The organism is Falsiroseomonas sp. RANM36, from assembly GCF_056682175.1.
Genome location: NZ_JBWXTD010000003.1, coordinates 1,736,609 through 1,738,474, shown reverse-complemented (window position 1 = coordinate 1,738,474; position 1,866 = coordinate 1,736,609). Strand labels below are relative to the sequence as shown.

The following is a 1,866-nucleotide window of genomic DNA, read 5'->3' as shown; positions in this document are numbered from 1 at the left end:
GGCCGTTGTTTTGTGGGGCCCCGGCCGCCCCGGGGGGGGGGGGGGGGGGGGGGGCGGGGGGGGGCGGATCGGGGAAGTCCTACATCCCGCCGATGTAGTTCGGGCCGCCGCCGCCCTCCGGCGTCCGCCAGTCGATGTTCTGCGTCGGGTCCTTGATGTCGCAGGTCTTGCAGTGCACGCAGTTCTGCGCGTTGATCACGAGCTTCATCTCGCCCTCGCCGTTGCCGGCCGCTTCGCCCACCGCCTCGTACACGGCGGCCGGGCAGTAGCGGCTTTCGGGCGAGGCGAATTGCTGCCAGTTCACCGGCCCCCAGCGCGACGGATCCTTCAGCACCAGATGCGCGGGCTGATCCTCCTCGTGGTTGGTGTTGGATAGGTACACTGAGGAAAGCCGGTCGAAGCTCAGCACGCCGTCGGGCTTCGGATAGTCGATGCGCGTCGCCTCCGACGCCTTAAGCAGCGTCTCGTGGTCCTGGTGATGCGTCCAGGTCCAGGGCGCCTTGCCGCGCAGCACATAGGTGTCGAGCGCGGCGTTCAGCATGCCGCCCCAGAAGCCGTATTTCGCGAAGCCGGGGCGGATGTTGCGGACGCCCTGCAGTTCCTCCCAGACCCAGCTGTCCTTGAGCGCCGCGGGATAGCTCTCCAGCACCGGCGGGCGCTCGCCCTGCAGCGCGGGCGCGATCGCGTCGGCGGCGACCATGCCGGACTTCATCGCCGTATGCGTGCCCTTGATCTTCGGCACGTTCAGGAAGCCCGCGGCGTCGCCCACGATCATGCCGCCGGGAAACACCAGCTTCGGAACGGCCTGGATGCCGCCCTCGTTCAGCGCGCGCGCGCCATAGGCCACGCGCTTGCCGCCCTCCAGGAAGCCCTTCACCGCCGGGTGGTGCTTGAAGCGCTGGAACTCCTCGAAGGGCGAGAGCCAGGGATTCGGATAGTCCAGCCCCACGACGAAGCCGATCGAGACGAGATTTTCGCCCAGCATGTAGAGCCAGGAGCCGCCATAGGTGTCGGACGGCAGCGGCCAGCCGGTGGAGTGCCACACCAGGCCGGGGGTGTGCCTCTCCTTCGGGATCTCCCACAGCTCCTTCATGCCGAGCGCGTAGGTCTGCGGCGCCACGCCGGCGCGCAGGTCGAAGGTTTCGAACAGGCGCTTCGTCAGCGACCCGCGGCAGCCTTCCGCGAACACCGTGTAGGTGGCGCGCAGCTCCATCCCCGGCTGGTAGTTCGGGCCCTTCTCGCCCTCCTTCGTGATGCCCATCACGCCGGCGACGATGCCCCGGACCTGCCCGTCCTCGATGATCGTCTCGGAGGCGGCGAAGCCCGGATAGATCTCGACGCCCAGCGCCTCCGCCTTCGCGGCCAGCCAGCGGCAGACATTGCCGAGGGAGACGATGAAGTTGCCATCGTTGTGCATCTGCGGCGGCGTCGGCAGCTTGAAGCCTTTCGTCGCCGTCAGCAGCATGAAGCGGTCCTCGGTGACCGGCGTCGCGAGCGCGGGCGGGTCCTCCCGCCAGTCGGGGATCAGCTCGTCCAGCGCGCGGGGCTCCAGCACGGCGCCGGAGAGGATATGCGCGCCGATCTCGCTGCCCTTCTCCACCAGGCAGACGGCGGCGTCGGGGTTCTGCTGTTTCAGCCGGATCGCGCAGGCGAGGCCGGCCGGCCCGCCGCCGACGACCAGCACGTCGAATTCCATACTTTCGCGCTGCTCGGCGTCCGACATGCCTGTTTCTCCGGCGTTCCTGGGGCTGCCCGGGATTTAGCCCTGGGGGCCATTGCGCGGAACCCCGCGCCGCGCCGCGAAGGGGGCCGGGGAGAGCGGGGGGGAGCGCGCCGCGCGCCCGCGGGAGGGGGGGAGGGGGGCGG

At 69.9% G+C, this 1,866-nt stretch carries 1 protein-coding gene; it reads right to left on the bottom strand.

The features are described 5' to 3' along the window. Positions 1–79: 79 nt before the first annotated feature. Positions 80–1,723: an electron transfer flavoprotein-ubiquinone oxidoreductase gene (locus tag AC1MIR_RS13280; RefSeq protein ID WP_480028625.1), complete on the bottom strand. Its 1,644-nt coding sequence runs from the start codon at positions 1,721–1,723 to the stop codon at positions 80–82. Between the last annotated feature and the right edge of the window lie 143 nt (positions 1,724–1,866).